Source organism: Mesorhizobium sp. M4B.F.Ca.ET.143.01.1.1, assembly GCF_004792275.1.
Lineage (GTDB): Bacteria > Pseudomonadota > Alphaproteobacteria > Rhizobiales > Rhizobiaceae > Mesorhizobium > Mesorhizobium abyssinicae.
On the sequence record NZ_SRSR01000001.1, the window covers coordinates 25,804 to 50,884 of the forward strand.

General features: G+C 60.6%; 21 protein-coding genes. 8 read left to right on the forward strand and 13 right to left on the reverse strand.

Annotated features, from left to right (window positions below):
• Position 1: 1 nt before the first annotated feature.
• The 4 genes from EN786_RS00120 to EN786_RS00135 form a co-directional block, all read right to left on the reverse strand.
• The gene (locus tag EN786_RS00120; RefSeq protein WP_126098644.1) at positions 2-1,081 is read right to left on the reverse strand and encodes an LLM class flavin-dependent oxidoreductase; all 1,080 of its coding nucleotides are present in this window, start codon (positions 1,079-1,081) and stop codon (positions 2-4) included.
• 41 nt (positions 1,082-1,122) lie between these two features.
• Positions 1,123-2,634, reverse strand: coding sequence for an aldehyde dehydrogenase (locus tag EN786_RS00125; protein WP_127308671.1), 1,512 nt, complete (start codon positions 2,632-2,634; stop codon positions 1,123-1,125).
• Between the two features lie 20 nt (positions 2,635-2,654).
• Positions 2,655-3,641 (reverse strand): flavin reductase, encoded by a 987-nt coding sequence (locus EN786_RS00130; protein ID WP_127308670.1) that lies wholly within the window; start codon positions 3,639-3,641, stop codon positions 2,655-2,657.
• Positions 3,642-3,777: 136 nt separating this feature from the next.
• The gene (locus EN786_RS00135) at positions 3,778-5,592 is read right to left on the reverse strand and encodes a helix-turn-helix domain-containing protein (RefSeq protein ID WP_127308669.1); all 1,815 of its coding nucleotides are present in this window, start codon (positions 5,590-5,592) and stop codon (positions 3,778-3,780) included.
• A 165-nt stretch (positions 5,593-5,757) separates the two neighbouring features.
• Here EN786_RS00135 and EN786_RS00140 point away from each other — a divergent pair, with 165 nt between their 5' ends.
• Positions 5,758-6,348 carry an amino acid synthesis family protein gene (locus EN786_RS00140; RefSeq protein ID WP_127214130.1) on the forward strand — a complete coding sequence of 197 codons (591 nt, stop codon included), beginning with the start codon at positions 5,758-5,760 and terminating at the stop codon, positions 6,346-6,348.
• A gap of 551 nt (positions 6,349-6,899) precedes the next feature.
• Here the strand turns inward: EN786_RS00140 and EN786_RS00145 are convergent.
• The 5 genes from EN786_RS00145 to EN786_RS00165 all read right to left on the reverse strand — a co-directional run bounded on the left by EN786_RS00145 (position 6,900) and on the right by EN786_RS00165 (position 11,609).
• Positions 6,900-7,760: a 5'-methylthioadenosine phosphorylase gene (locus tag EN786_RS00145; protein ID WP_245478064.1), complete on the reverse strand. Its 861-nt coding sequence runs from the start codon at positions 7,758-7,760 to the stop codon at positions 6,900-6,902.
• 63 nt (positions 7,761-7,823) lie between these two features.
• Positions 7,824-8,615, reverse strand: coding sequence for an ABC transporter permease (locus EN786_RS00150; protein WP_127308667.1), 792 nt, complete (start codon positions 8,613-8,615; stop codon positions 7,824-7,826).
• A complete protein-coding gene (locus tag EN786_RS00155) occupies positions 8,608-9,495 on the reverse strand; it encodes an ABC transporter permease (protein ID WP_127308666.1) in 888 nt (295 codons plus the stop codon). The genes EN786_RS00150 and EN786_RS00155 overlap by 8 nt, the downstream gene beginning before the upstream one ends.
• On the reverse strand, positions 9,492-10,529 hold the full coding sequence (locus tag EN786_RS00160; RefSeq protein ID WP_127308692.1) for an ABC transporter ATP-binding protein: 1,038 nt from the start codon (positions 10,527-10,529) through the stop codon (positions 9,492-9,494). The genes EN786_RS00155 and EN786_RS00160 overlap by 4 nt, the downstream gene beginning before the upstream one ends.
• 36 nt (positions 10,530-10,565) lie before the next feature.
• Positions 10,566-11,609: an ABC transporter substrate-binding protein gene (locus tag EN786_RS00165; protein WP_127308665.1), complete on the reverse strand. Its 1,044-nt coding sequence runs from the start codon at positions 11,607-11,609 to the stop codon at positions 10,566-10,568.
• A gap of 214 nt (positions 11,610-11,823) precedes the next feature.
• On the opposite strand from EN786_RS00165, the gene EN786_RS00170 reads away from it, so the two are divergent.
• Both EN786_RS00170 and EN786_RS38450 read left to right on the forward strand, forming a co-directional pair.
• Entirely contained in the window at positions 11,824-12,867 is a 1,044-nt protein-coding gene (locus EN786_RS00170; RefSeq protein ID WP_127308664.1) for a LacI family DNA-binding transcriptional regulator, read from the forward strand.
• Between the two features lie 218 nt (positions 12,868-13,085).
• Positions 13,086-13,226 (forward strand): CocE/NonD family hydrolase C-terminal non-catalytic domain-containing protein, encoded by a 141-nt coding sequence (locus EN786_RS38450; RefSeq protein ID WP_245478063.1) that lies wholly within the window; start codon positions 13,086-13,088, stop codon positions 13,224-13,226.
• A 928-nt stretch (positions 13,227-14,154) separates the two neighbouring features.
• Here the strand turns inward: EN786_RS38450 and EN786_RS00180 are convergent.
• The 4 genes from EN786_RS00180 to EN786_RS00195 form a co-directional block, all read right to left on the reverse strand.
• Positions 14,155-15,126, reverse strand: a complete 972-nt coding sequence (locus tag EN786_RS00180; protein ID WP_127308663.1) for an acetylxylan esterase — start codon at positions 15,124-15,126, stop codon at positions 14,155-14,157.
• Positions 15,127-15,321: 195 nt separating this feature from the next.
• Positions 15,322-16,419, reverse strand: a complete 1,098-nt coding sequence (locus tag EN786_RS00185) for a polyamine ABC transporter substrate-binding protein (RefSeq protein WP_127308691.1) — start codon at positions 16,417-16,419, stop codon at positions 15,322-15,324.
• Positions 16,420-16,564: 145 nt separating this feature from the next.
• The gene (locus tag EN786_RS00190) at positions 16,565-18,940 is read right to left on the reverse strand and encodes an aminotransferase class III-fold pyridoxal phosphate-dependent enzyme (protein WP_127308662.1); all 2,376 of its coding nucleotides are present in this window, start codon (positions 18,938-18,940) and stop codon (positions 16,565-16,567) included.
• 173 nt (positions 18,941-19,113) lie between these two features.
• Complete coding sequence (locus EN786_RS00195; RefSeq protein WP_127308661.1) at positions 19,114-20,010, reverse strand: LysR family transcriptional regulator; 897 nt, start codon at positions 20,008-20,010, stop codon at positions 19,114-19,116.
• A gap of 229 nt (positions 20,011-20,239) precedes the next feature.
• Here EN786_RS00195 and EN786_RS00200 point away from each other — a divergent pair, with 229 nt between their 5' ends.
• The 5 genes from EN786_RS00200 (at position 20,240) to ggt (ending at position 25,016) form a co-directional block, all read left to right on the forward strand.
• Positions 20,240-20,881, forward strand: a complete 642-nt coding sequence (locus EN786_RS00200; protein ID WP_245478062.1) for a GntR family transcriptional regulator — start codon at positions 20,240-20,242, stop codon at positions 20,879-20,881.
• Positions 20,882-20,971: 90 nt separating this feature from the next.
• Complete coding sequence (locus tag EN786_RS00205) at positions 20,972-21,823, forward strand: transporter substrate-binding domain-containing protein (RefSeq protein ID WP_127308660.1); 852 nt, start codon at positions 20,972-20,974, stop codon at positions 21,821-21,823.
• Positions 21,824-21,894: 71 nt separating this feature from the next.
• On the forward strand, positions 21,895-22,608 hold the full coding sequence (locus EN786_RS00210; protein ID WP_127308659.1) for an ABC transporter permease subunit: 714 nt from the start codon (positions 21,895-21,897) through the stop codon (positions 22,606-22,608).
• Positions 22,605-23,297 carry an ABC transporter permease gene (locus tag EN786_RS00215; RefSeq protein ID WP_127308658.1) on the forward strand — a complete coding sequence of 231 codons (693 nt, stop codon included), beginning with the start codon at positions 22,605-22,607 and terminating at the stop codon, positions 23,295-23,297. The genes EN786_RS00210 and EN786_RS00215 overlap by 4 nt, the downstream gene beginning before the upstream one ends.
• A 132-nt stretch (positions 23,298-23,429) precedes the next feature.
• Entirely contained in the window at positions 23,430-25,016 is a 1,587-nt protein-coding gene (gene ggt / locus EN786_RS00220; protein WP_127308657.1) for a gamma-glutamyltransferase, read from the forward strand.
• Positions 25,017-25,081 lie beyond the last annotated feature (65 nt).

Genomic DNA, 25,081 nt, shown 5'->3' on the forward strand with positions numbered 1-25,081 from the left:
CCTAATACCCTGCCGCGGCCAGTTGCTGGGTTTCGCGCTCGCGCTGCGCAAAGAAGGGCATGACCTCGTCCGTGAACAGGCGAAGTGTCTTCTTCTGCAGTTCGAAGGGCAGGTTGAAGCTGAGGCCGAGACAATATTGATCGACGCCAGCTGCTTCGTAGTCGAGCAGCTTCTCGATCACTTCGTCGGGCGTTCCGAACATCAGGTTCTTGCGGATATTTTCCGGGTTGTAGTTGTCGCGGCCCTTAACGCTTTCGAAGGGCACGGCCTCCGGGAAACCGTTCTTCACGGTGCCAATGTTCTGCATCAGGTTTTCGAAATAGCGACCATAGTTCATGCTGTGCTCGACGGCGAGATGCCAGTCATCGACCTTGTCATAGACACAAGTGCGCCGCTGCATCATGAATTTTGGGCGTTTCACCTCGGGATGATCGGCGACCGCCTTGTTGAACTTGCTGGCGAGCACGCCGATTTCCGCCGCCGGAAGCGAGAGCGGCGTGGAGAGGATGTTGGCGCCGATGCCGAGCGCCCAGTCGAAGGTGCCGGGATCGCGGGCGGCGACCCAGATGCGAGGACCTCCCTTCTGCAGCGGCTTCGGCACCGAGGTCGCTCGCGGAAAATTCCAGTACTGGCCCTCATGCGCATAATCACCGGCCCAAAGCTTCTGGACGGCTGGCACCAGTTCCTTCATGTAGCCCACGCCCTCCTGCTGCTGGACGCCCGGCGCCATTCGGTCGAACTCGTACTGATAGGCGCCGCGGGCGATGCCGAATTCCAGGCGCCCGTTCGTAAGGTGATCGCACAGTGCGGCTTCGCCAGCGAGACGGATTGGATTCCAATAGGCGGCGGCAAGCGTTGCCGTTCCCAAGCGGATACGGCTCGTATGCTGGGATAGCCACGTGAGGATCTGAAACGGATTGGGTGATATCGTGCACTCGATTGTGTGGTGTTCCGGCGTCCAGATCGTCTCAAACCCGCCGGCGTCCGCGATTTTGGCAAGTTGCAGCAGATTGTCCATTACGGCCGTCATCGAGGTTTCTGGCGAGAAACGCTCCATGCCCAATGAGACGGCAAATTTCATTTCAATCTCCCTTGGATGGTCTGCCCCAGTGTTTCTGACGGTCAGCGCAGTCGAATGACAAAGGGATCCTGCATGGCGCCGGAATAGTCGATGACGACATTTTTTGCCCTGGAGAACTCGCGCATGACGTCGAAACCGCCACGCCTGCCGTAACCACTTTCCTTGAAGCCGCCATTTGCGGACATGTAGGCTGCCGACCGGTAGGTGTTGATCCAAACGGTACCTGCATCGATCCGGTTGGCGAAGCGCATCGCCCGGTCGATATTCTGGGTCCAGATCCCGGACGCGAGGCCGTAGCGTGTGTCGTTAGCGAGTTCGATCATGTCTTCTTCCGAGGTAAAGGGCATGACACCAACGACCGGTCCGAAAAGCTCATCGCGCATGAAGGACATATCGTTCTTGGCGTCGATCATGACGGTCGGCTCGAAATACCAGCCGCGGGCGAGTTCTTCCGCCTGAGGACGCTTGCCGCCTGACGCGATCCGTGCCCCTTCCTTGACGCCCGAAGCAACGTAGGACTCGACTTTCGTCAGCTGCGCCGACAGCGCCAGCGGGCCGATATCCGTCTTGTCCTCCAATGGGTGGCCGACGGTGATGCGGTTGGTGCGTTCCACCAACGCTTCGATGAAGCGGTCGTAGACGCTGGCCTCGACGAAGCAGCGCGAGCCGGCGACGCAGGTCTGGCCCGCAGCTGCGAAGACGCCCGAAACGACCCCATTAACGGCCTTTTCGATATCAACGTCGGAAAAGATCACGTGGGGAGATTTGCCGCCGAGTTCCATCTGGCACTGCGCAAGGTTGGTCGCCGCGTTAGCAGCAATTTTACGGCCGGTATCCGTGCTGCCGGTGAAGACGTATTTTGCGATGCCCTTTTGCCGCGTCAGCGCGTCGCCGGTTACCGCACCCGTTCCCGAGACGACGTTGACAACGCCGGCCGGAAACCCCGCTTCCATGATTAGCTCGGCCAAGGCCAGCGTCGAGGCCGTCGCGTGCTCGGAAGGCTTGATGACGATCGTGTTGCCAATCGCCAAACAGGGAGCGAGCGTTCCTGTCAACATCATCAGCGGCGAGTTCCAGGGTGTGATCATGCCGACGACGCCGATCGGTTCGCGCATGTTGAAGTTGAGCTGGTCCAGCTTGTTGACCGGGATCGTATCGCCCTGCAGTTTGTCAGCCATGCCGGCAAAGTAAGTGTAAGAGTCCGGGATCGAGCGCATCTGCGCCCGCATTTCCTTGATCAGCTTTCCATTGTCGCGCGTTTCGATCAGCGCCAGGTCGTCGGCATTGGCGAGAACCAGATCGGCCAGCTTGCGCACCAGCTTTCCGCGATCGGTCTGCGTCATTCGTCGCCAGGCAGGATTGACGAATGCCTTTTGCGCCGCCTCAACCGCCAGTCGCACATCGTTGGCGTCGGCTTCCGCAAACTGATACCAGGCCTCCGCGGTGGTCGGGTCGAAACTGTCCAGGTAGCGACCGGATGTCGGTTCGACAAACCGGCCGTCGACAAAGAGGTTGAGGCGCATTCCCTCGAGCGATTTCACCGTCGTCTTCATCGTCGCTTCCTGATTTCGGGTTAGTCTTGAATGGCCTGATGCCACGAGCGGGCCTCGCCCTCGATCATTGCCAGTCGCCCGCCGTCGCCGGAATCCATGTAGATGCCAAAGCGTTCCTGCTTGCGCTCGCGGACATAGCGGCGAAGCATCGCCCGTAATTCCCGGGTCGGGATGAGGTCATAGGGCAGCTTGTCAATGGCAAAGAACCGCAAGTCTTCCGGCAGGTCGCGCCCTTGTCCGCCATCGGCAAGTCGGGCGCGATAGATCAAATAACCGGGGTCGCAGTCGGCAACATCGAAGATCGAGTAAAGAAAGGTGTTATCCGACAGCAGCTTGAGGGATTTGCCGTCGTCGAGCGGCAGTTCGCTGCCGGCCTTACGGCGTTTGGCCGTTGGCAGAGCCCAGCCACCGCTTCCATCCGCTCGCAGCAGAATCTCGCCGCTGGCTTCGATCAGATAACCGATGATCATGTTGTGCGAGGCCAGCCAGCCGGACGGCAGCGGATCCTTGACGCTGGCATATCGGCCGCGACAAAAGCCGAGCGGCGCCGAAGGGCTCGTGCCGAAAGCCTGCACCTGGCCGATCAGGACGACATGATCGCCTGCATCGACCCTGTTGTAGGTCGTGCAGTCGAACCAGGTAAGGCTGTCCGTCAGGATTGGAGCGCCGGTATGAACTCGGTCGTGATTGACGGAGTGGAACTTATCGGGGGATTTCGAGGCGAAGGTCGCCGAGATGTCGACCTGTCCCTCATGTAGCAGGTTGACGGCAAAGGAATCCGCCATCGTAAAAGCAGCGAAGCTTGACGCCGATTTTGCGACGCAGACCAGCAGCAGCGGCGGATCGAGCGAAACCGAGGTGAAGGAATTGGCCGTCATGCCGCGCGGATTGCCGTCCGTGTCCCGCGTCGTGATGACGGTAACGCCGGTGACAAAGGTTCCGAAAGCCCGACGCAACGCGATTGGGTCGATAGGCGTCGGATTCTTTGCGGTTCCCGTGGTCAACATGGGATCAGCGCCTCCTGTTGGTTGTCAGTTGAAGGCTAACCGCAAGAAGAGCGACCTTCTTCCTTCACTCAGCTGGAAGAGCGCGGGAAATATTGCTGCTGTTTGCGGTAAGAGACGGGGGGGCCGATCCGAAAGGTCAGGTCGATTGATCTTCCGCCGAAGAACGACCTTCCGTGACACCATGCAGGTGAATGGCCAATTCGATGGCAAAGCGTCGCTCTGGCGTCTCGACATCGATGCCGAACATTTCCTGGATTCGCGACAGGCGATAGCGCAGCGTGGTTACGTGCAGGCCCATCGCATCGGCGCAGGCGCCGCTGCGGCAGCCCTCCCTCAGATAAGTCGACAGCGTTTTCAGATAGGGCGTGCCATGCTGGCGGTCATGGGCGGCGATGGCGCCGACGCTTTCCTGAACGAAAGCGCGTACGTCGTCGACGCCCGCGGCCGCTACGAGCATCGGCAACGGCCCAAAATCCTGCCCGGACAGCGCACCGGTGCGACCGAACGAACGGGCGATGGCAATCATGCGGCTGCAGCGATCCCAAGCCAACGGATAATCCGTCAGGGTGGCACAGGCGTTGCTGGCGATGACGATCGGTTCTTCGTCAAAATATTGGCCAAGATCCGCTGCGATGCGCCGCATCAGTTTCGATGTCCGCTCCTGTTTCCAGACGTCATCATAGGGAATGAGGCACACCAGCCCGCCATCGATGGCCACGACGCACGCGGGAACGGAAGCTTGCTGCATGATACGAGCGAGACTGTGATGCAGATCGACGGACGTTCCGCCAAGATTCTTCGCGCTCTCGGGAAAGTCGACGACGACGATTTGCTGAGTCGTCATGAAATTGATGCCGAGCCGCTGGGCTCGCTGCTGGACATCTGCCGCGTCGCGCCAACGCCGCTCCACCACCTCGAAGAAAAGCTCGGTCTGTGTGCGGGTTTCGAAACGGAATCGGATGAAACTGCGCATCATTTGGACGCTGAGCGCGAACTTGGCGCTGTCAAGCAGCAACTGGTCCAGATCGCTGAAGGCACGCGACGTGGAAAAGATGATCAATGCCCCGACAAGTTGGCGGTCGACCGTCAAGGGCTCGATGCGGGCGGCCAGATTGAGCCGGGAGCTTCCGTCATCGAGAAAAAGCGTCGCCCCGCAGTTGCCGCCCCGCTCAATTGTATCGCGTGCTGCCTTTCCCAGTTGTCGGCTCAGCGGACCGGCCGCTGCTGATTGCCAAGCGGCATCATCGAACTGCACCTCGCTTGGCGAGCGGCCGGCGATAATCTGGTTCGCAGTAAAATCGACGACGACGACCGGATTGGGCAGCAGGCTGCCGACCATCGCCGACAATGAAGAAACTGAGCCGTCTGCAAGCACGTGTTCAAGTAGGGAGGTGTGCGCCTTGAGCGCCTTTTGCAACCTGTCTCCGGCCTGCCGTTCGGCTTCCAGCCGCTGCTCCCTCTCGATCGCGATGGCGCCGAGATGGACGATCATACCCAGAAACGCCAAATCCTCTTCCGGGACCTCCATGATATCCCGCGACACAACGCTCAGCACCATTGGCCGGCCCTCGAAGTCGCTGCAGTTCATAGGCATGACGAGGACGGTACGGTAATCTCGCTCGAAAGCTTCGCGGCGATAACCTGGAAACTCCTCGGATTCGCGCACGTCGCGGATATAGACTGGCTCGTTCCGCTTCAAGGCGATCAGCGAGGGGCTCGTCGCCAGTTCCCAACGGTCAGGGAGCGTTCGCTCGATCAACGTCGGATCATAGCGAACCATCACATGGGCATAACCATGAGCGGCATCGATCGACATGATCGAACCGAGCGTCCAGTTTGCATGGCGGCAGGCGGCGAGAACCAAGTGCTTCAGGATCATGACAAGATCACCGCCGGAATTGATCTCACTCGCGACATCTTTGAGAACCGAGATTTGCGCCTTCCTGTCCACAATCGCTCCCTGCGCCACGACCCGCTGAGTTAGGCATGCGCGGGAGCTGAATTCTACATCGTTTCGAAGTGCCGGCCATTCTGTTTTTCCTCCCTAACGAAGGAAGACATTCACCGTCGTTGCTCATTAGGTTGCGCCACAATCCAGCGAACAGATGAGGAATCCATGGATCTCGGAGTGAGAAAGTTTTGCACATTCATCGAGGAAGTATTCGTCGAGGGTGGCAAGAAAGCAGACCAACCGATCTCCATGGTGGTGGTCGCAGCCGTGTTGAAGAACCCGTGGGCCGGTCAAGGATTCGTTGAAAATTTGCGCCCAGAGATCCTCCGGTTGGCGCCGGGTCTTGGCGCCGAAATGACCAAGCGATTGGTGGCGCTCTTGTCGGCGGATAAGGTCGAGGCTTACGGCAAGGCGGCTTCGGTCGGCATCAATGGCGAGATCGAACATGCATCGGCGCTGATCCATACCTTGCGGTTCGGCAATATGTTCCGCACGGCGGTAGACGGCACGACCTATCTGAGCTTCACGAATACCCGCAACGGGCCAGGCGCCCTTCTTTCCCTGCCGATGACCCACAAGAGCGAAACCGGCAAGCGCTCCCACTTCCTGACGGCCAACTTCCAGGTTCCGGACGCACCCGGTGCGGATGAGGTGCTGATCGCCATTGGCGCCTGTGATGGCGGGCGGGCGCATCCACGTATCGCCGACAGGTTCCAGGACATGGCGGAAATGGAAGCTGAGGGGCAGGCACGCTGAGCTTCGTCTTTCGCAGCAATCCCCGGGGCGCCGAAATGACCTTCCTCTATGATGCCGATGCCGAAAGCGGCGTCGAGTGGGCAGCGCTCTTTGCCGAACGTGCCCAACCGCGCGATTTCTTCGGCAGGGGCAACGACCCTCCACGGCGTTCGGAGCGGCTCCCGTCCTCTAGGGATGACGCACAAACCACAGCCTGGCGAACCTTTTGGCGAACCGGTCAATAACTCATTGATAAATAACGATAGTGATGGGCGCTGAGGGTCATCGTTCTCAACGGAAAATCAATACGTTAGCGGGTGGTTCGCCAGCCCGTTTCCTTCGTATTCTCTCGTATGGTCCGGCGAACCTAAGGACTAGGAGGGCGACTAGTTTCCCGGCAAGCGCATGTCGCCACAGAAAACGGCTTTCGCCTCAGCACAAGCGCTCTGCGAGACGCTCTGCCGGGGAAGAGCCGTGGCAGAAAGCTTTCGCGATAGACGCGGTCTCTTACTGCGAGCCGGGCACTCGAGGCGCCGATCGGCGAGGCTGAAGTAGGTCGCTCTGGCCCTGGCTCAAAACCGGCTGGAGCGTTCCTCCGGCTGCGGCGATTTCAAGCCATGGCAGGAACATTGCGGATCGGCCGGAAGCCGCGCGGCGGTTTCCAGCGCAACCCGCGAGGCTGTCATGGACAGGCTCGGCAACACGTCCTGCTGCAGCAATTCCTGGCGATTACGGTCCATATAGTCATTGAAGGCCGCCGTGACGAACGCCAAGGGCACGAAACAGGCGCCGATCTCGCGCGACAAGGTGGCTTCGGGGGCAATCGAATGGTTGAGCACGTCGGCTCCCATGCTTCGAAAGGCCAAGGCTTCGGCCGGGCTCGTAAGACGCGGCCCGTAACAGTGGGCAGCCACCAGCTGCTGTTCGATGCCATGAACGCGGCATTGCGGCGGCCAGTGACGGCGCGCGGTTTCGACCAGAACGGCTGCGCATCTTGGGCATACGATCTGCTTGCCGGAACAGTCGAAGCTCTGGCGGCCGGGAAGCAGTGAGAATGGGGTCTGCGTTAGCTCGATGATATCGGCGTTCACCACCATGTCGCCGGGCTGGATCGCCTTGTTGACGGCACCGATGGTTGAGCAGGAGACGACCTGTTTCACACCCGCGTTCATCAACACCCAGAACGCGCGGCGATGGCAGGAATGGTCGATATGGTCGCGGGGATTGCCATGCGAATACATGCACAGCGCCTGTTTCGTTCTGCCTTCGGCGGTAATCGAGGCATCGAACTCGATCAGCTTCCAGTTGTCAGTGCAGCCGAAAGGCGTCTCGAAGCTGATGTCCCGCCGCAAGGTGCGCACGCCATCGACTTCGACATCTTCGGGAAAGGCCAGCCCCCAGTTTGCAGAACCGGTGATGATCGCCAGCCCCACCTTGGGGATGTCTGTCTGATGGTCGGCTGCGATAGGATTGCTTGGCATGATTTCCGGTCTCGGTCAGGATTTCTGGCGAAGCGTCACGATCAGGATGACGGCCACGACGATGGCGGTCCATAATGTCGAGATCGCCGCGATGGTTGGATCGATCTGATCGCGCAGCGACAGGAACATGAGCTTCGGCAGCGTGCTGTTGCGGCCGCTGGCGACGAAGATCGAGATGACGGATTCGTCGAGCGAGGTCAGGAAGGCCATCAACGTCGCCGACAACAGGCTGATCCTGAGTTGCGGAACGATGATACCGCCAATGGCTCTGGCCCAGTCTGCGCCCAGGCTGCGCGCCGCCTGGACCTGGTTCCAGTCGAACCGGGCAAGAGCGGGCACCAGCACAATACAGGCGACCGGGATAGCCAGCACCACGTGGCCTACCAGCACGCCGAACAGCGTTCCGACCAGGCCCTGCGCCGCCAGCACGAAGAAGAGGCCGATCGCAAGCAGGATTCCCGGCACGATGGAAGGGGTGAGCAGAACACCCTGAATGGTCGCCGCGGCCCGGCCGCCGAGCCTGTTCGTCGAGATGCAGGCCAGCAGCGCCAGCGGCACGGCAATCGCCGCCGTCAAAGTGCCGAGGATCAGGCTGGTCCTAAGCGCGTCCATCCAGGTGGCCGACCCGAAGAAGTTTTCATACCAGCGCAGCGAGTAGGCGCGCGGCGGGAACTCGAGCAGGTCCGACGCCGAAAAGGAGAGCGGCACGACGACAAGTGTCGGCAGTATCAAGAACGCCATGACAAGCGCGGCAAAGCCCCACAGAGCGACGCGGGCGAGCCTGTTGTCCGGATAGGCCTCAAGCATGGGCCGCACCCATTTTGTTGTGTGCCATCAGCCGTCTTGCCGTCAGGAACATCACCGCGATCAGCGCCATGAGCACGAGGAGCAGAATGCCCAGGACGCTCGCCGAGCCCCAATCCTGGAAGGTCGACAGCGTACGCTCGATCCGGATGGAGAGCGGATTCACCTTGCCGCCGCCAAGCACCGCGGGGGTGATGAAGAAGCCGATCGTGTAGATGAAGACGAGGATCGAGCCTGAGAAGATGCCGCCGGCCGAAAGCGGCAGAATGACCGTGCGGATCACTTGCCCGAGCGTGGCTCCCATGCTGGCGGCGGCGCGAGTGAGGTTTGTGTCGATATCGCGCATCGCGGCGTAAACGGGCAGCAGAAACAGCGGCAGCATGTAGTGAACCATGCCGATAAGCGTGCCGGTGAAGTTGTAGACCAGCGGCAATGGCTCCGCGGTCAGGCCTGAACCCGTCAAAGCCGCATTGATCAGGCCATCGCGCCGCAACAGCACGAGCCAGCCATAGGTGCGCACCAGAATAGAGGTCCACAATGGCAGCATGACGAAGGCCATCAGCACGTTGGCCACCCTCGGCCGAGTGCTGGCCAGAGCGAGCGCCAGCGGAATGCCGAGAATAATGCAGACCACCAGCGTGCCCAACGACAGTTCAAGGGTCGTGGCCAAGGCCGACCATGTCAGTCCGCTCGACAGCACCTTCTCGTAATTGCCGACGGAGTATTGGCCCGCCGTCGTCAGGAAGGATTGCCGGACGATCCAGAGGAGCGGCAGTATCGCCGCCAGCCCAACGATGAAAAGCGCCGGAAGCGACAGCGAAAGGAAGAAGCGCCGCTCGCGTCGGCCATCCGCGGCGAGCGCGGGATCGGCGGCGACGCTCACGCCATTGCTCCCGGCAGAACATGAACTTTTTGCGCCGGCGCATAGACGGTCACCCGCTGACTGGCGGCAAGCTCGACGCAGCCACCGGCCAGGGCCGCCGGAATGCAGACTAGGATTTCCTGCCCGCCGTCAAGCGCCAGCGTCAAAAGCCAGTTCTCGCCGCGAAATGCCTTGGCGCGCAGCGTCCCGTCGAGGGCAACTCCGTCGCGTCCGGCGAGGCTCGCGTCGAGATGCAGGCTTTCGGCGCGGATCATCAGCGTCTCGCGCGACGCCCCAGTACCGTCGACCTTGCGCGCCAGGCCCGGGGCGATAATGTTGGCTTCGCCCATGAACTCGGCGACGAAGCGTGTCGATGGGCGGTCATAGATGTGCTGCGGCGCATCGATCTGCTGGATGCGGCCGGAGTTCATCACCGCGATCCGGTCGGACATGGTCAGCGCCTCGCGCTGGTCATGGGTCACATAGATGGTTGTGATCCCGAGATCATCGTGCAGGCGCCGGATCTCGTACTGCATGGTCTCGCGCAGATTCTTGTCGAGCGCCGACAGTGGTTCATCCATCAGCATCACGCGCGGTTCGAAGACAATTGCCCGCGCCAACGCCACCCGCTGGCGCTGGCCGCCGGACAGTGCGGCAATACTGCGCTCCGACAGACCTTCCAGTTTCACGCGGGCCAAGGTGTCCAGGGCCCGCTGACGGGCTTCCGCCTTCGGTATCCTGCGCAGGGCCAGCGGATATTCGACATTGGCGAGGACGTTCATGTGGGGAAACAGAGCGTAGTTCTGGAAAACGATGCCGATCTCCCGCTTGTTGGGGGCAAGGCGAGTGATGTCGCGATCCCCCAACAGGAGCTTTCCGGAATCGGGCCGGACAAAACCGGCCAGAGCCATCAGCAAAGTGGTCTTGCCCGACCCGGAGGGGCCGAGCAGCGTCAGGAATTCGCCGGCCCTGATGTCGAGTGAGACATCGTCCAGCGCGACGTAAGACCCATAGGCCTTACGCACGCTGTCGATGGTGATCGGAAGCGATTTCATCATGCGCTCCGTCGTTGCATCTGATGCGCTGGAGCGTCAGCGGCTGATCATTTCATCGAAGGCCTTTTGCGCGGCTTCGCCGTTCTTCAGCCACCAGTCGGCATTCGAGAACACCGAAGTGCCGGCGTTTTCGGGCGCCGTCGCCAGGGTCTTCAGACGGTCCTTCGGAATAAGGCCTCCTTCATAGGCGGCAGGGTTGACCGGCCCGTAGGCGATGAAATCGGTGAGCTTCGCCACCCGAGCGGGTTGCGTCATCGCCGCGATGAGCTTCATGGCCGCGTCCTTGTTCTGGGCGCCCTTCGGCACACCGAGGCAGTCCGTGCCGATAACGGAACCCTTGAACGTATAGTCGACGGCGCCGCCATCCGCCTTCACGGTCTGGGCTCTTCCGTTCCAGGTGACGACCAGATCCGCTTCGCCGTCTTTCAGCAGTTGCGCCGACTGCGCGCCCGAGGTCCACCACACGGAGACGTTTGGCTTGATCGCCTCGATCCGCTTGATGGCGCGCTGCAGCCCTTCCGGGGTGCTGAGCACGGAATAGACGTCCGCCGGCGCCACGCCGTCGGAGAGCAGCGCGATCTCGATCAGGTCCTGCGCGTTGGCGCGCAAGGCGCGACGGTTCGGGAACTTGGCGACATCCCAGAACTCCGCCCAGCTTTTCGGCGGGTTGTCGCCAAGGGCCTTGGTGTTCCACGACATGACGGTGCCGTAGGAATCGAACGGATAACAGTAGTCGGACTTTGCGCCGGCCGGAACGGATTTGGGATCGATAATCTTGTAGTCGAGTGGTTCCAGCAGCGACTGCGCGGCCGCCTGCGCGCCTTCCGGTGAGCCGAGATGGATGATGTCGGTGGTGACCGCGCCCGAGGTGACCTGCATCTTCAACGCGGCAAGGCCGTCGCTCTGCGTCTCTTCGCGGACCTCATAGCCAAGCTCTTTTGCAGCGGGAGCCCACATGGCCTCCTTGATGGCATTGCCATAGTCCCCGCCTGCGGTGGTGAGGGTGACCGTTTGAGCATAGACGGGCAAGGCAGCCGAGACTGCGATCACCGCCAAGGAAATGCGTGGTAGCCAAGACATGGATTTTCCTCCTCCAGGATTCATCAAAGCGTCGATTACGTGGCCATTTTAGAAATCGTAACGTTACGATTGCAGCGAAACGGCATTGAGTCAAGCGGCTTTACGGCGGATATTTGATAGTGGGGGGCGTCGGATTTGACCGTCAGGTCGAATCCGGTAACGTTACGAAGCGCAGCAAAATCAGCCGACGCATTCGCAAATCAAGTCGGGCGACATGGCCAATCTAAAACAGATCGCGGCGGAACTTTCTCTTTCGGTGACCACCGTATCGCGCGCTCTGAAGGACGGTCCGGAGGTGCACCCCTCGACCGTGGCGCGGGTCAAGGAGGTGGCCAACCGCGTCGGCTACGTGCCTGATCATCATGGTCGCGCGCTCAAAACCGGACGGACCATGACGCTGACGGCGGTGCTGCCGATGGAGACGAGCGATTACCTGTCCGATCTGGCCAAGCTTCCCCTGATCGAGGGCATGACGCTGGCGGCGCGGCAAACGGGCTACAGCCTGTCCATATATTCCACCACGCCCGACGATGATCCGGTCCAAAGCATGCGGCGCCTGTTGCAGGCGCGCAGCGCGGACGGGCTGATCATCACGCGCATGGTCTCGGGCGATCCGCGCATCAAGCTGCTGCTCGACCAGGGCATACCGTTCGTCACCTTCGGCAGAACCGATGTGGACGCCGCCTATCCCTATGTCGATATCGACAATGAGCAGATCGCCTATGACGCGACCCGACGGCTCATGGGCAAGGGCTGCCGACGCATAGCGCTGCAGCTTCTCGTGGCGAAGGACCAGGCGAGCGCCGCGCGGCTCAAAGGCTATCAGAGAGCGATGGCCGAGGCCGGCCTTCCGATCGACCAATCGCTGATCGGCCACGGCACGTTCACGATGGAATCGAGCGCAGCCTGGTTCGATCGGCTGCTGGCGTCGTCAGATCCGCCAACGGGCCTGGCGTGCGCCAATGAACTGGGCCTGCTTGGGGCGCTGCACGCGCTCGGCCGACGGGGGCTTGAGCCGGGCCGAGACGTCCACATCGTCACTCGCGACAACACGCGTCTGTCGCGCTTCCTGCCGGCGAATATCGGCGTTCATTCCGTAGACATGGCAGCCGTCGGGCACAAACTGATCGAGCTGCTGGAGGACCGGATCGCCAATCCGCTTGGGTCGGTCGCGACAGTCTTGTTTGAAGGTGAGTTCGACCCTGGCGAACAGGTCGGACCTGAAGAAGTGGGAGTAAGTCAAATACTCAAAAAGTGAAAAGTGAAGATCCGCATTGCCCTGACAATTATCGGTGACTGGGCCGAACGGCGCGCAGATCCGGATCAAGGACGCTCCTCTTCAACACGCCGATTTGTTGCCGATGGCAGGTTGATGCCTGCAGCGGAGATGTTCATGCACCGGAAGGTCAACGCCGTGGCTGCATTTCGGAACTGAATTTGAGCCATCCCCGGCAAGGGATTAACGAGCCACAGCCCATGAAGCCGGGCGAGACCGTCGCAGTCGAACTGGTGCTTGATGCGTGCGGCTACCGCTTTGCGCCGGGCCACCGTCTGCGCCATTGTCCAGTGCCTATTGGCCGACCATCTTGCCACCGCCTTGCGACGCGACTCTGGTGATCGAGCTCTCGGCGCTGCAACTGCAACTACCCCTGCTTGGTGGGCATCGCAGGATCGAAGTGCCTCAACCACCCGATCCCGATCCGCTGCCCCGCTATGAAGTCTTGACGGAAGGATTGTCTGCCCGTTCGGTCGAACGTGACCTTCAGCAAGGTGTCACTCATTACCGCGTGCATGAGGATACGGGTCAGTCGACATCCGGAGAACGGCTTGTGCACGCGCGACATCCGGCGAGAGGTATGGTCTATAGCCCCCGACGATCCCCTGTCATTGGCCGCCGAGATTCGCTGGACATGCGCTGCCCAACGGACAGACTGGCGAACGGAAAGCCATTGCACCACCCGTCTCTCCTGTACGGCGGCCGAATGGGTGATTTCGGAGCGGGTTGAAGCACTGGCTGACGGTCACAAGGTATTCGAACGCGAGCGCAACGCTCGGATCTCGCGTGACCAGATGTAGGGGTTCTATCCTACGGCAACATAACAGCGCGTCAGGCCCGGAGGGCGTCTTGAACTCATTGAGTTTCGTGGGCAAAAATCTGAAAGCTTCCCATATCGTTCCGTATCGTCTCGTGGCGCTAAACAGATGTAGTTTACGAAGTGTACGAACGTTGGCAGCCATCCTCCAGAACGGCCGTAGTGAGGCCGATTGCTGCCGGTCCGGTTGCGGGAAGGACTGGGTAAGCTGACACCGAGCAAGGAGAGGCCGATGGCATCAAGGTCGCGCGGGACTCTGCCGCAGCGGCCGCCCAGCCCCTCCGAGGTCGTTGACCGCTAAGGTTGCCGCGGGTCCCTCAAAGCGCACGCCATGTGCTGTTTGCGGGCATGGAAGCGTGCAGCCGGGCGGCTGGTAGCCGCTGGAGCCCGGTTGCCCGGGCAAGCAGAGGTCCCTTGGGAAGGTAAAACCGGCCAGTGCTGGGCCGCTGACATCAGTCGACACCGAACCGCGCGCTGAGCCACGCCATCTGTTCGCGCTCCTGGTAGCCTTGTCCGCCTTCATGGTTGTTGAATTCGTATTCTACGATGGTCTTTTCCCCCGTGTAGGCATTGAACGCGCCATAAACGGTAGAAGGCGGGCAGACTTCGTCCATCAGGGCCACGGAAAACAGCGCCGCTGCCTTGGACTGCCTGGCAAAGTTGACGCAGTCGAAATAGCCGAGCGTTTCAAAGACTTTCGCCTTCTTCTCGCGATGCTGCGCCAGAAAACGAACGATCTCCAAATAGGGATCGCGCACGGCAGTCCCCAAAGCGCGCGGAAAGTCGCAAAGAAACGGCACGTCGGCCATTACGGCCTTGACGCGCGGATCGATTCCGCCGACGGCGAGCGAAATGCCGCCGCCCTGACTGTCGCCGCAAACCGCGATGCGCTCGGGATCGATGAAGTCCAGCCCCAGGAGAGCATCTATCACCCTCACAGCATCGGTGAACACGCGCCGGTAATAGTAGTCATTCTTGTCCAGGACGCCACGGGTCATAAAGCCGGGAAACGAAGAGGTCGAGCCGACCGGATCGGCGGTCTCTCCTACGCTGTAGTCGCTTCCCTGCCCGCGTGTATCCATTCGAAAATAAGCAAATCCTGAGGTCGCCCAGTGCAGTTGCTCATGTGCCAAGCCGCGTCCGCCGCCATAGCCGATATACTGCACGACAAGAGGAAGCCGCCCCTCACGATGCGTCGGCAGGATCAGCCATCCTTTGATCGGATGACCGCCGTATCCCGGAAACGTGACGTCGAAAGCCTGGACCGCCTTCAGTGTCGTCTGCGCCGGTACGATGTCGACCTTGCCGCCGGCCTGGCGGGCCTCGGCGATGGTCGAGGCCCAGAACTGGGCAAAGTCGCCTGGCGTGGCCACTTTGCTGACATAGGCGCCTAGTTCAGGCTGGATCAGATCTTGGAATGGCACTTGTTCCTCGCCGTTGAATTAGAAGCAAAATTGGCGATGTATCGCTGCACAGGCGAGCGTGGATTTGCGCGTTACTGGTCCAACAGACTAGCGCATCCCCCGCCATTCTTCCGCGCATAGCCATAAGATTGCGGCAGACTTTCACCAGAGGCGCCGCCAAAAAATGGGCCAGTGACCGCCCCATCCATGTGCCGTTTAGCTGCCCGTCTTGATCTGGGTCCAGAGACGGGTGAGGACGCGCTGCTCCTTGGATCCATACGAAGAAATCGTGAAAAGCTTCTTGAGCGTTTCCTGCGTCGGATAAACTGAAGGGTTCTTCAACACGGCCTCGTCGATGAACTTCTGCGAGGCGAGGTTGCCGTTGGCAGTTTGGACATAGTTGGTTGACTTGGCGATGACTTCCGGCCGCATCAAGTAGTTGATGAAGGCGTGCGCTTCATCGACATGCCTGGCGTCGGCAGGAATAGCCAGATTGTCGAACCACATATAGGTGCCTTCTTTAGGGATCAGGTATTCGACCTTGACCCCGTTGTTGGCTTCCTTGGCGCGGTTCTTGGCCTGCAGCACGTCACCCGACCAGCCGATGCTGATGCATTTATCGCCATTCGCCAGGTCGTTGATGTAGGCAGAGGAGCTGAAGGTGCGGACATAGGGCCGGATTTTCGTGTAGATGCCACCACCGGCTTCGAGGTCTTCTTTCTTCTTGCTGTTGCCGTCCTTGCCGAGATAGTTCATGGCAATGGCCATAGTCTCCTCCGGCGCATCGACGATATTGATGCCGCAGTCCTTTAGCTTGGCCGCATTCTCCGGCTTGAAGAGCACATCCCAGCTGTCGATCGGCATGTCGCCGAGCGCGGCCTTCACCTTGTCGACATTGTAGCCGATGCCGGTCGTGCCCCACATATAGTTGACGGCATATTCGTTGCCCGGGTCATATTGGGCCAAGCGCGCCATCACCTCGGGCCACATGTTCTTGAGATTTGGCAGCTTGGACTTGTCGAGCTTCTGGAACACGCCCGCCTGAATTTGCCTGGCCAGAAAAGGTCCGGTTGTAACCACCACGTCATAGCCGGAGCCGCCGGCAAGCAGCTTGGTCTCAAGAATTTCGTTCGAATCGAAGGTGTCGTAGACGACCTTGATACCGGTTTCCTTGGTGAAATCATCAAGGATGGAACTGTCGATATAATCAGACCAGTTATAGACGTTGACGACCTTGTCCTCCGCCAACGAGACCCCTGCGGAAAAGAGGACGGCCGTCATCGCGACAGCCAGTCCGAGTAGCTGTTTCTTCATGTTCGTTCTCCTGTTGGTCCGGCTTGCCATTTTGCAGGCAGGCCGATGTTCCCTTCTCAGCGGAAGCAGTGCTGGTCTTCCGATCGTTCCCGATTTTCTGGGGGCTTGCCTGACATGCTTTGGCCCAGGCAAGCCCTGGCAGAGGTCATTGCAGTCCGCTCAAACTGTCGTCAAAAGCCGTGACGAACATATCGGCCTCTTTTCGCGACCAGATCAGCGGTGGACGTAACTTGAGGGTGTTCGGCGTGCCTTTCCCTGTCAGGATGTTGCGTGCGAGCAAGGCTTCGACAAGCTGATCGGTCTGCCGCGCCGCCGGTTCCTTGGTGAAGCGATCCGTCACCAGTTCAACGCCGGTCATCATGCCTAGACCGCGTACGTCGCCGATGATGGGATGCCGTTGCGCCAGACGCCCAAGCTCCCGGCGCAAATAGTCTCCTGTGGCGGCGCCGCGCTCGATCAGGTCTTCCCGCTCGATGACGTCCAGAACAGCCATGCCCGCCGCGCATGCGACGGTGTTGCCGCCGAATGTGCTGAACAACAGCGGATAGGTGCCGTTGAGGAAACGCTTCATAAGTGCCGAACCGAGGATGACGACGCCGAGCGGGTGGCCGTTTCCGACCGGCTTGCCCATCGTCACGAAGTCGACATTGTCATCCGAGAGCCCGTTCGCCCTGAACCCCCAGAAGGTTCCCATGCGACCGCAGCCGGCCTGCACCTCGTCCGCGATGACGAACCCACCCGCCGACCTGACGGTTCTCGCGACGAGGTTGAAATAGTCGTCAGGCGCCCGCAGCACGCCGCTCGAACACAAGGCCGTGTCGACCATGAATGCCGCCGGCCTGTGCCCTCTGGCGCGCAAGGCGGCTATCGCCCGGTCGGCATCCGCAGCGTAGTTCGCGGCTGCCTGTGGGTCGTTGGCGAAAAGGCCCCTGTACATATCCGGGGCCATCAGGGTCTCGATCTGCCTGGGATGCTCGCCGGCGGGCAAGTGACGCCAGCTTTCATTGGAGAGCGTCGTCGTGAGTTCGGTGCATCCATGGTAGGCCTGGTCAATGATCAGACCGCCATCATGCCCGCTGAGCGACATGGCTATCTGCATCGCCAGATCGTTGGCTTCGCTGCCTGAATTGACGAAAATGCAGGTGTCCAGGTGATCAGGCAGATCTGCGGTCAATCGCGCCGCATACTCGACCGCCGTGTCGCACATGTATCGCGTGTTGGTATTCAACGCGCTGGCCTGACGGTATATGGCTCTCGCCACGTGCGGGTGACAATGACCAATTTGGGGGACGTTGTTGTAGACGTCGAGATAAGCCGTCCCGCCGGCGCCATACATCCAGGCCCCTCGAGCGCGCGTGATGTGCAGGGGCCGCTTGTAGAAATGCCATATCGGACCAAGATGGGCGTCGCGCTCATGCCTCACCAGGTCATAGTCGTTCGCGAGAGGCTCGCTGCCATTGCCCGAGGGATGATAGACCGGAAACCGGCACGCCTGACGAAGCCGGCGTACCGCCTCCGGGCGCCCTTGCCGGCTCAGCAACTCCATCATTCGCGGGTATTGGCCGGCGTTTTCGATATGGGGAATGCCGGATTCGATCGTGGCTTCCCTGGCTTCGACGATGACGGTGGCCAGTGCGAGGCGCAGCAGCATCGCGTCGAAAATGAGATCGATCTCATTTTCTTCGAGCGGATATGTCGAATCGAAACCCGACGCCACATCGCAGAGGTAGGCGATCGGATCATCATCGGATTTCGAGAATGTCTCGCAAGCCGTCACAATGTCCGCAACAATGGAATTGTAGCCCATATCGCCAAAATCGATGATACCGACCGGCGATGTGCTGTCGTTGGGATCGACAAGGATGTTGCCGCCATGGGAATCCTGATGGACGACTTGCCGGCGCGTTTTCAGCAATTGAGGAAGGGTAAAGCGCTCGGCGCGCTCGAAGATTTCCTCGCACAATTGCCGAAGCCCGAGGTCGGAGATCTTTGCTATCTGCGGGCGCAAGGCCAGGGCACGTGAAATGTCCCAGAGGTGCACATTGCTGCCTGCGTATGGATGAAAAAAATCGCGCAGCGCATAGGCAAGCCGCCCTACCATCGCTCCTATGTTGAACCGAGTGGCGGCGGAAAAGGCTTCCTCAACCTGCTCCATGATCTTCCCCGGAAGGAAAGTAAGCACACGGATCATGTGCCGGCAGCCGCGCTCGTCCTCGATCCATTCATATGGGGCGCCAGCGAGGGAGGGAACGACGCGAGGCACCGGCAGGGACGGATCGCGCTCGAAGATATGGTTCAGGGCTTTGACCTGCATATCCACGACGCCTTCGGGCTCGCCGGCATTCGATATCTTGACGACGACGTCGCGGCCATCGGTGCCCTCGATCCGCCACGACAGATCGCGCTCGGAAGCCAGTTGCGTGTATGTCCCGTCGATCCCGTACCGGGTTGCTACGAGGCGCCTTGTCGTCTCCGGCGAAAAATTAGGAAGGTTGCGAAGCAGCAGTGCGTCCGTGCTCATCCCATGCCTTAAGGCTAAATAGCGACACCCGACGTGGCGACCACGTCGAACTTGCACGTTTGGCGGGCAAGTCCGCAGGCGGCACTTTTGCGCTGCGCATCGCCAGCCCTACGAGAGGCTAGACCTCTATCGACACGGCAAGAATATCATTCAGAGAACGGATACATTGGTTTTCACAAATGCATCCGGTGCGCCCTGATGATCGCATCACGGACATAGCTGACGTTGGCAGCCTGCTCGCCTGTTCGCGTGGCGACCTCGATGTCGGCGGAATAGGCCTCGTCGGCTATGGGAAGTCGGCGAAGACGCCCCTGCTGTTCGAACATGCTCGCAAAATGTATCGGCAGGACCCCGAGGTAGGCGCCCGACAGGACCATCAGAAGCTGCGCCTCAATATCAAAGGCTACCCGGTTCGCGGCGGTATCGAAGCGGTGACGCCTAATCCCGTACCAATATCCTCTCTCTACCCACGGATGGCCGTAGCATTCCTCACTCGTAATCGTCTCGTCATTTCGGCAAAACAAAGGATGAGCCGAACCGCAAAATACCGCGTGCTCCTCTTGGTAGATGATCTGGTATTGCACGCTTGCGACTTTGATGTCGGAGGCACCTATCCCAATGTCTATTTCGTTTTCCGCCACGGCCTTCGTTATGTCGTTGGGGCACATGATCTTGAGATCAAGCTCGATTTCCGGCGCAGCTTTGGAAAGCTCGGCAATAGCGTCGGCGAGCCGGAAACTTGGGTCGGTCGTTAAGCAGTCGACAATGCCAACGCCGACCTTTCCCGCCAAAGCGCTTCTAACACGCGAAAGCCGGGCCGAACCGGAGTCCAGCATCCCGGTGATTTCCGTGCTGATTTCGTAAACCCGCCGCCCCTCCTCCGTTAGCGAAAACCCGCGCCGCCCTCGTTCACACAACTTCACGCCGAGCCGTTGTTCAAGCGCCGTCAGATGGTTGGAAATCGTAGGTTGACTGAGCGACAGTTCCATCTGTGCCGCAGACATGCCGCCGTTGCGGACCACGCTTTCAAAGACACGAAAGAGATGGAGATCGGAGCCCGATATCTTCATGGGGGCAGATTGCACCAAATGCACTGGATGGCAATTGAGGCTGCCAACCGTGATTTGACCTCTGGGAACCAGGCCCCGTGCCTTTGAAGCAGCCGAGATCGCCCACCTTCCCTCCCTACTTCGTCATGATCGGGTCTTGACGCTCCAGCCAAATCCGGATTTGATAATACGTGGATACAAAAATACTTTTGGGTGCAAAGTGCCAGCAGCCTTCTCCGTCGAGCCACGCTTGCCCGCCACCGCAGAGGAGGAGGCATATAGGCATCTTCAGCAAGCGCTTCGCCTCGGTCGTTACAAACCGGGTGACCGCCTCATTCCCGAAGACATCGCGGCTGAAATAGGCATGAGCCGCATGCCGGTGCGGGAAGCCTTTCGGCGCCTGGCATCCGACGGGCTGGTGGTTCTTCGCCCAAATCGGGGATGCGTGGTCGCTGGGCTGACTGTCGACGAGCTTTATGAGATTTTCGAAATTCGCTCGGTTCTGGAGGGGTTGGCCGTCAGGCTGGCGATGCCCCGGATCGACGAAGAGGAGTTCGAGGAATTCGACCGCCTGCTCGAACGCATGGAACGCGCGGGCCAGAGCGGCGGTAGCGACTGGGTTGTCCGCCACCAGGAATTCCATGGCCGCATCTGTGCGTTGAGCCAGAGGCCCAAGCTGGTCCACCAGATATCGGCGCTGCATGTGGTCATCGAGCCTTACATGCGCATCTGGTTCGACGATTGTGACAAGCCGCTTTCCGCGCGCGAGGAGCATGCCGCCGTGATCGCTGCCTTGCGCTCGGGCGACGCACAGCACGCGGAACAGGTGATGCAGGAACATGTTCTCGGCACGGCGCCGCTGCTGGCCGAGCTCGTGAGTCCCGGCCGGTGACGAAAACCGACCGGGCATGAATGGCCTCGAACGGCAATGCGGCCGGGCGTGGGAATCGTTCAATCAGCCTACCAAAAAAAGGGGAACCAAATGAAATTCAATCGTTTGGCCGCAGTTGCGGCCGCACTCAGCATGTTCGGCTTCATGCACACCGCCTTGGCCGAGGACGCGCCCAAGGCCATCACCATCGCCACGGAGGGCGCCTACGCTCCATGGAACTTCACCAACGCCGACGGCAAGCTCGACGGACTGGAGATCGATCTCGCCAACAATCTTTGCGAGCGGATGAAGGTCAAATGCACCATCATCGCCCAGGATTGGGACGGTCTTATTCCTGCGCTGAAGGTCGGCAAGTTCGATGTGATCATGGCCGGCATGTTCATCACGCCGAAACGCCTCGAGACCATCGACTTCACCCAGCCTTATGCGATCGACCCGGGTGGTTTCGCAGCCGCCAAGGACAGCGACCTGGGCAAGCTCGGCGCTTCGACCGAGAAATTCAAAATGGACGATGAGGCTGCTACCAAGGCCGCGATCGATAAGTTGAAGCCCTTGCTGAAAGGCAAGGTGGTCGGCGTCCAGGCGGCAACGGCGATGCTCGAATTCGTCAAGAAATACTTCGGGGACACGGTGGAGATCCGCGAGTACAAGACGACCGAGCAGCACGATCTCGATCTGGCCGCGGGCCGCATCGACGCGATATTCGCTCAGAAGACGGCGCTCGCCGCGACGCTTGCAAAACCCGAATTCGCGAACTTCACGGTAGCGGGGCCCGGCTTTGTCGGCGGTCTGTTCGGCGCCGGAACCGGTGCGGGCCTGAGGAAGGAAGACACCAAGCTCAAGCAGATGCTCAACGACGCGATCAGCGCCGCGATCGCCGACGGCACCATCAAGAGCATCTCGGAAAAATGGGTGAAAACGGACGTGACGCCGGTCAAGTAGCCATTTGGGGACTTGTTCGGCCGGTCGGTGTCGACCGATCGGCCGGACGCCCCTGATCATCTAGGTTTCAAATGACCGATGCACTCCATATCCTGTCCCTCGGCAAGGGCGGCTGGGGCGGCGCGCTGCTCTTGGCAGCAGGCGTTACGTTTGCGCTGTCCATCCTAGGCTTCCTGCTCGGCGCCTTCTTCGGCGCAGTGGCCGCGAGCGGTGGGCTTTCACCGAGAGCTGTACCGTCGTGGTTGGCCAAGGCCTATGGCACGGTGTTCAGGGGCGTGCCCGATCTGTTGACGATCTACCTGCTCTACTATGGCGGCAGCATCGCCTTGACCGAGATCGGAAAACTCTTCGGCAGCGCCGGCTTCGTCGGGCTCCCGACATTTGCAACCGGCGTCCTGGCGATCGGCATTATTTCTGGCGCCTATCAAGCCGAGGTCTATCGCGGAGCCTATCTCGCCGTCGATCCCGGCCAGTTCGAAGCTTGCAAGGCTTTGGGCCTGGCCCGATTCCATTCGCTACGCCTCGTCATCATACCGCAATTGATGCGGCACGCTCTGCCGGGCCTCGGAAATGTCTGGCAACTGGTGCTCAAGGATTCGGCCCTGATCTCCGTGATCGGTCTCGTGGAATTGATGCGGCAATCTCAGATCGGCGCAGGATCGATGAGGGAGCCCTTCGTCTTTTACCTGGCCGCCGCGGCACTGTATTTCCTCATCGCCGCGGTGACCGGATCGGTCTTCCGCTACGGCGAGACACGAGCGTGGCGAGGCATGGTCCACGCATGATCGACCTGCATTTCTTTGTCGAGATCATTCCAACCCTGCTCTCCGGCTTGCCGCTGACCTTGCAGCTTGCTGGGCTGTCGATCGCAATAGGCTTTGCCTTGGCCCTGTTGCTCGCACTGGCGCAGCAGGGAAACCATCGGATGCTGGTCTGGCCGATACGCGCCTTCGTCGCCGTCTTTCGCGGCACGCCATTGCTCGTCCAGATATTCCTCATCTATTACGGCCTCGGCCAGTTCCGTCCCACGCTTCAGGCTGTTGGGCTCTGGTGGCTGTTTCGCGAGCCCTATTGGTGCGCCATCATCGCACTCAGTCTCAATACCGCAGCCTATGGCAGCGAGATCCTGCGGGGCGCAATACAAGGCGTGCCGCGCGGTCTTGTCGAGGCCGCTTCCGCTTTCGGGATGACACGGATCCAGACACTGCGCCTCGTCGTTCTGCCTTTGGCGCTGCGCCAAGCCATTCCAAGCTACAGCAACGAGATCATCCTCATGGTGAAGGGTACGTCGCTGGCATCGATCGTCACCCTGATGGAAGTGACAGGCATAGCCCAGGGGTTGATTTCTCAGACTTATCGCGCCGTCGAAGTTTTCGTGGCTGCGGGCGCGATTTACCTCACCATAAATTTCACGATCATCTCGGCCCTGAATGCCCTGGAGACCTGGCTAACGCCCTATCGGGTCCGTGCATGAAACATCACCGGGGCATAATCAGGAGAATTGGCGACATGGGCTGCGCCGACAAGCCGAAACGATCTGCTGCCGTGTTGTGTTACGCGATGGTGAACATGTCGCTTCGATCAGACCAAGGGATACAGAGACAGAATGCGTGATTTCCAGTTTCCCGGCCGCTCGCCGGTTCGTGCCAGCGAAGCGGTCGCCGCGACATCGCACCCGCTGTCGACGCTCGCGGCGATCGAGATGCTGCGCGCCGGCGGCAATGCCATGGACGCGGCGGTCTGCGCCGCCGCCGTGCAGGCCGTGGTCGAGCCGCAATCGACCGGCATAGGCGGCGATTGTTTCGTGCTCTACTGCCCGGCGGGACAAGGTGACGTGCTGGCCTTCAACGGCTCCGGCCGCGCGCCGGCGGCCGCGACCGTCGACTGGTACCTGGACAGGGGTTTCAGCGAGCTTCCCAAACAGGGACCGCATGCAGTGACGGTGCCGGGCGCCATCGATGCCTGGTGCCGGCTGCTCGAGGACCATGGCAGCAAGGACCTCGCCGAGGTGCTGGCGCCGGCCATTCATTATGCCGAGAACGGCTATGTCGTGCACGACCGCGTCGCCTTCGACTGGGCGGACCCGGAGATCGACCTTGCCGCGGACGAACATGCCGCGCGCATCTTCCTGCCCGGCGGCAAGGCGCCGAGGGCCGGCGACGTCCACCGCCAGCCGGAACTCGCCGCTACCTTGCGCATCATCACCAAGCAGGGCCGCGCCGGCTTCTACGAGGGTGCTGTCGCCGACGATATGGTGCGCCGGCTCAAGGAATTGGGCGGGCTGCATAGCCAAGAGGATTTCGCGGCGACCAAAGGCGACTATGTGGCACCGGTCAGCACCTCCTACGGCGGCTACGACTTCCACCAGATGCCGCCGAACAACCAGGGGCTGACCGCGCTTCTAATGCTGAATGTGCTGTCCGGCTTCAAGCTTGGCGGGCTCGATCCCAATGGCGCCGAGCGGCTGCATCTGGAAATCGAGGCGGGGCGGCTGGCCTACCAGGACCGCGACCGTTTTGTGGGCGACCAGGACCAGGTCCCTGTGCCGGTCAAGCAGCTCTTGTCCGCCGCCTATGCCGACAGGCTGCGCGCCGAGATCGACCCCGAGCGGGCGATGACGCATCTGCCGAAGCTGGACCTGCCGGGCAGCGACACGGTCTACATCACCGTGGTCGATCGCGACCGCAACGCGGTCTCCTTCATCAACTCGACCTATTATTCGTTTGGCAGCGGCGTGGTCAGCCCGAAGACCGGCGTGGTGCTGCAGAACCGTGGCTCGAGCTTCCGGCTCGAGCCCTGGCATCCCAATGCGATCGCGCCCGGCAAGCGGCCGATGCACACAATCATGCCCGGAATGGCGACCCGGAATGGCCGCGTGGTGATGCCGTTCGGCGTCATGGGCGGCGGCTACCAGCCTTTCGGCCATGTGCATTTTTTGACCAACATGATCGACTTCGGCATGGATCCACAGCAGGCGATGGATGCGCCGCGTGTGTTTTACAACGATGACGTCGTGGAGGCTGAGCGCAACGTTCCCGACGAGGCGATCAAGGGCTTGCGCAAGCGCGGCCATCGCATCGTCGAACCGCATCACCCGCTTGGCGGCGGCCAGGCAGTGCTGATCGACTGGGAAAAGGGCACGCTGACCGGCGCCTCCGACCCGCGCAAGGACGGGATGGCGTTGGGATATTGAGAGCCGGCGGCATCACATCTGTGTGTCGCGGCTGGATTTTGACGGATTGGAACGATAGTCGGTGA